The organism is bacterium (genome assembly GCA_035371905.1).
In the GTDB taxonomy this organism is placed as follows: domain Bacteria; phylum Ratteibacteria; class UBA8468; order B48-G9; family JAFGKM01; genus JAMWDI01.
The window spans coordinates 1-4,853 of record DAORXQ010000115.1; the positions used below are offsets into that span (position 1 = coordinate 1).

Annotated in this window: 6 protein-coding genes; all 6 read right to left on the reverse strand. The window is 27.3% G+C overall.

Annotated elements, in window-relative coordinates; translation table 11 throughout:
• Window positions 1-1,350, reverse strand: a 1,350-nt coding sequence (locus PKV21_09080) for a tetratricopeptide repeat protein (protein HOM27638.1), incomplete at its 3' end; no start/stop codon positions are given.
• 67 nt (window positions 1,351-1,417) lie between these two features.
• The gene (prfA, locus tag PKV21_09085) at window positions 1,418-2,458 is read right to left on the reverse strand and encodes a peptide chain release factor 1 (GenBank protein HOM27639.1); all 1,041 of its coding nucleotides are present in this window, start codon (window positions 2,456-2,458) and stop codon (window positions 1,418-1,420) included.
• Window positions 2,448-2,645, reverse strand: coding sequence for a 50S ribosomal protein L31 (rpmE, locus tag PKV21_09090; protein ID HOM27640.1), 198 nt, complete (start codon window positions 2,643-2,645; stop codon window positions 2,448-2,450). Before rpmE ends, prfA begins: the two co-directional genes overlap by 11 nt.
• On the reverse strand, window positions 2,623-3,207 hold the full coding sequence (locus PKV21_09095) for a GerMN domain-containing protein (GenBank protein HOM27641.1): 585 nt from the start codon (window positions 3,205-3,207) through the stop codon (window positions 2,623-2,625). Before PKV21_09095 ends, rpmE begins: the two co-directional genes overlap by 23 nt.
• A gap of 89 nt (window positions 3,208-3,296) precedes the next feature.
• On the reverse strand, window positions 3,297-4,607 hold the full coding sequence (locus tag PKV21_09100) for a nucleotide sugar dehydrogenase (protein HOM27642.1): 1,311 nt from the start codon (window positions 4,605-4,607) through the stop codon (window positions 3,297-3,299).
• Between the two features lie 24 nt (window positions 4,608-4,631).
• A partial coding sequence (locus PKV21_09105; GenBank protein ID HOM27643.1) for a hypothetical protein occupies window positions 4,632-4,853 on the reverse strand: 222 nt, incomplete at its 5' end.

Sequence of the window (4,853 nt, forward strand, 5' to 3'; positions counted from 1 at the left end):
TACTGCAGCAGATGCTCCAATTCCAGTAATATCTATTTTCCTTTTTCTTAATTCAAGCAGTTCTTCATATTTTCTTTTTCTTGTAGTTAAATCTTCAAGTTCTTTTTTAATTTTTTCAATTTCCTCATTATTTGTTTTGATTTTTTCTTCACTTATCCTTTTTTCTTCAAGTAACTTTTTTGTTTCTTTATCAGTTAAAGGTTTCCTTCCACCAGGAGTAATTCCTGGAGGAGCACCTGCAGGGAATTCTTCATTGTAACTGTAAAGTTGGTTATCTATTTGAGCGATTCTATTATTCAAATTCTGTATTTCGCTATTCAAAACAATTTGTTTTGCTGTTAAATCATCTACCTTTGTATTTATTTCCTGAATATTTTTTCTTGCATCTTCTCTTTCTTTTTCTCTTCTACTTATCATACTTGAAAGTGTATTCCTCAATTCTTCAATAACTTTTTCTGCCTTTAAATTACTAATAGTATCAAGAGCAACAATCCTTATTTCAAATAATTCTTCTTCATCTTTAATAATTTCAAGTAACATATCTATTACTTCTGAATTATTAATTTTTCCAGCAGCAAGTATTAAATTTCTTTTAACTTCAGGTTCTTTTTCATCTTTTATAATTGAAAGAATGTCACTTATAACTTTTTGTATTTCAGTTGCAGAATATGTAACTATTTCACCTGATGCCTTTTTTCTTATTTCTTCAGTTCCAAATTTTATTCTTTTTATTAATGTAGGGATTGGTGTTTTTGTAACTTCAGAAGATTGAGTTGTTCCAATGTTCTTTAACATTTCAGGTGGTAATTCTTGCAGTATATTTGATGGTAATCCTTCCGATGTTGTTTTTTCTTCTTTCTTTTTCTCTTCTTCTTTTCTCTTTTTTTCTTCTATTTCTTGCTGTTCCCATTTTTTAGTAATTTGAATTTCTTTTTCACTATTTTCAATGTCGTTTTTCAGTTTTATTGCATTTTTACCGTAATATGTTAAAGGTGCGGTATTTATAATTTTGTTCAATGTTTCTATCGCTTCACTTTTTTTATTTTGGGATAAATATACTAAAGCAAGTGTATAGTAATAAGAAAGATTTTGAGAATTTATATTTATTGCTTTTTGTAAATTTGTAATCGCTTTATCAGATTCTCCCTTTCTATAATATGCTTCTCCAAGGTAATAATAAACATCGGAATTCTCTGGAGAAATTTTTTTTGCTTCTTCAAAAATATTTATTGCTTTTACATATTCTTCAGTTTTTAAATATATAACACCCTCATTGATTAAATCTGTAAATTCTCTACCGTATACTAAAAAGGTGAATATTGTAAACATTAATATTATATTTTTCTTCATCTTTTCCCTCCTTTTTTATTTAATATTACCTTAAAAATAAAAGGAATGTCAATTGGTAATTTTTTCATCACTCTTTCATTTGTTTTTTTAACTGTTCAATTAGTTCATCTAATTCGCCATCCATAATTTTATCAAGATTATAACTTGTAAAATTTATTCTGTGGTCTGTTAATCTGTTTTGAGGGAAATTATAAGTTCTTATTTTCTCACTTCTATCACCTGTTTTTATAAGTTTTTTTCTTTCTGTATCTATTTTTTCCTTTTTTTCTCTTTCATAAATATCTTGTAATCTTGCTCTTAAAATCTTCATTGCTTTTTCTCTATTTTTTAATTGAGATCTATCATCCTGACAACTTACTGTAATTCCGCTGGGGATATGGGTTATTCTTACTGCTGAAGATGTCTTATTAACATGTTGTCCACCATGTCCACTTGCTCTAAATGTTTCAATTTTTAAATCTTCTGGATTAATTTTAATTTCTTCGCTTTCTATTTCTGGTAAGACAGCAACAGTTGCTGCGGATGTATGAATTCTTCCGTAACTTTCTGTTTTTGGTACTCTTTGAACTCTATGTACTCCACCTTCATATTTTAAATTACCATAAGCTCCTTTTCCTTTAACAGAAAAAATTATTTCTTTATATCCTCCAAGTTCAGAAGGGTGAGAATCTAAAATTTCTATTTTAAAATTGTTTTTTTCACAATATTTTAGATACATTCTGAAGAGATCACCAACAAAAAGACATGCCTCTTCTCCACCTATTCCTGCTCTTATTTCAACAATAGCATTTTTGTTATTGACCTCATTTTCAGGATTTAAAAGATTTTCTATTTCAATTTCTATTTTATTTTTTTCTTTAATTAAAGAATCAAGTTCTTCTTTTGCAATCTTTTGCAGTTCTTCTTCCCCATTCTCTATTATTGCTTTATCTTCCTCTATTTTTTTTAAAATTTCATCATATTTCTTTTTGAGTTTTAATATTTCTTCATAAACACTTATTTTTTTAAGAACTTCTTTGAATTTTTCAGTATCTTTCTTTTCCTGCGAAAGAAGTTCAAGATATTGTCTATATTCTATTTCTATTTCTTTGATTTTTTCATCCACCATATTTTTTCTTAAATTTTTCTACTCTTCCAGTGATATCAACGACTTTTTGTTTTCCTGTAAAATAGGGGTGGCATTTATTACATATTTCCACTTTAATTTCTGATTTCGTTGATCTTGTTTTTACAATATTTCCACAAGCACAAACTATTGTTGCATCTTTATACTCAGGATGAATTCCTTTTTTCATTTTTTCCCTCCTCTATTATTTCTATTTCAAATTCTTTTAAATCATCTCTACTGACGGGTTTTTCAACTATTGTTATTCCCTCACCGCTAAAATATTTAATAGTATTTCCTTCAATCAAAAATCTTATTTTTTCTATTTCAGGAAACTGTGTTCCAGTATAAACAATCTGAGCAATTCTTGTTTCCATTAATAAAGTTCCTCCTCCTTCTTCAACCTCTTTTGAAAAATTTAAATTTAAAGTATCACCTTCTATTTTTAAATCCAAAATTCTTGTATTTTCGTTTAAACTTGTAGAAAAACCATTTTTTTTCTCTTCTTCTGTGGGTCCTTTTATTAATTCCCGCATAGTATTTTCTATTTTGTTTTCTATCCCTCTATAATACTTAATTTTTCTTATCACTGGTTTAACAATAGTTTTATCCTTTTCCTGTTTAACCAAAAAAATGTATACATTTGTTTTTTGTGTAAATTTTTCAATTATTTCCCAAGTCCCCAGTAAAAGAAGTAATAAAATAAATATTGAAAACAGAACATAAATTACAATCTTTTCTTTTTTTTCCATAGAAATCTTTCCAAATCAAAAAATAATAAATACGTTTTAAATTCATATTATACCTTTTTATTTTTTAAAGTCAATTTAATAGAGGTTTGTTATGCTTTTATAACTTTTGGAAGTTTTTCTTTATAAACATTTCTTGTGTCAATAATTAGAGGAACACAATCATAAAGTGTTTTATAATCAATATTTGAATGGTCAGTAACGATGATTGCAACATCGTAATTTTTTAATTTTTCAGGAGAAAATTCAATAGAAAAAATAGGTTTAGGATATTGTCTCGTTTTTTTTACCTCTTTCACAAAGGGGTCATAATAATCAATTCTATCAACATTTTTTTTCTCAAGAATTTTTATAATTTTGAAAGCAGGTGACTCTCTGATATCATCTACATCTTTTTTGTAAGCAATACCTACTATTAAAATTTTACTTCCTTTTATTGGTTTTCCTTGCATATTCAGACCTTCTATACATTTTTCAACTACATAATAGGGCATCATAGTATTTATTTCGCCTGCCAGTTCAATAAAACTTGTTGTAAAATCATATCTTTTTGCTACCCATGTTAAATAAAATGGGTCAATGGGTATACAATGTCCACCAAGACCCGGTCCTGGATAAAACGGTTGAAAACCGAATGGTTTTGTTTTAGATGCTTCAATTACTTCCCATATATCAATTCCCATTTTTTCAAAAAGCATTTTAAGTTCATTAACAAGGGCTATGTTAACTGCTCTATAAATATTTTCAAGAAGTTTTGTCGCTTCTGCTACTTCGGTAGAAGAAACAGGTACCACTTCATCAACTATTTGAGAATATAAAACTATACCTATTTTTTTGCAATTTTCTGTAATTCCTCCAACAACCTTTGGAATGTCTTTTGTTTTATATTTTGGATTGCCAGGGTCTTCTCTTTCTGGTGAATATATAAGAAAAAAATCTTCACCTGCTTTAAGTCCTTTTTTTTCAAATTTTGAAAGGTAAATTTCTCTTGTTGTTCCTGGATAAGTAGTTGATTCAAGTGAAATTATATGTCCTTCTCTCAAATTTTCATATATATCATCTGCTGTTTTGTGAAGATATGTCAGGTCAGGTTCTCTGTAAGGATTTAGTGGTGTTGGGACACATATAACAATTGCATCAACTTCTTTTAATCTTCTCATATCTGTTGTTGGTTCCAGATTTGGAATAATTTGTTTTATTTTTTCTTCAGGAATGTAGTGAATATAAGAAATCCCTTTTTTCAATTTTACTACTTTTTCTTCATCTGTATCAAAACCAATAACATTAAATCCACTCTCTATAAATCTAATAACAAGGGGTAATCCCACATATCCAAGCCCAATTACACCAACTTTTATTTCTTTCTTTTCAATCTTTTTTACTAAATTATTAATTTCTACCATGGTTAAAGTTTAACTTTTAAATCATTATTCTTCAAGTTTTACTATTTTTACCTCTGAAAGATTAATTATGAAACACTCAACATTATTTATATTGAAGATTTTTTTCATCGCTATTTTATAAATTTCAAGTTGTTCTTTATATTTTTCTAAATCAGAGAAATATGTTTTGAATTCGTAAATTTTTATTTTCCCTTTTTCTATAAAAACTTTATCAATAATTCCTTCGTAAATTTTATTATTCATTTC

Bases quoted from the DNA above. Each gene is read 5' to 3' on its own strand.
- prfA (HOM27639.1), bottom strand. From the start codon at position 2,458: ATGGTGGATGAAAAAATCAAAGAAATAGAAATAGAATATAGACAATAT.
- rpmE (HOM27640.1), bottom strand. From the start codon at position 2,645: ATGAAAAAAGGAATTCATCCTGAGTATAAAGATGCAACAATAGTTTGT.
- PKV21_09095 (HOM27641.1), bottom strand. From the start codon at position 3,207: ATGGAAAAAAAAGAAAAGATTGTAATTTATGTTCTGTTTTCAATATTT.
- PKV21_09100 (HOM27642.1), bottom strand. From the start codon at position 4,607: ATGGTAGAAATTAATAATTTAGTAAAAAAGATTGAAAAGAAAGAAATA.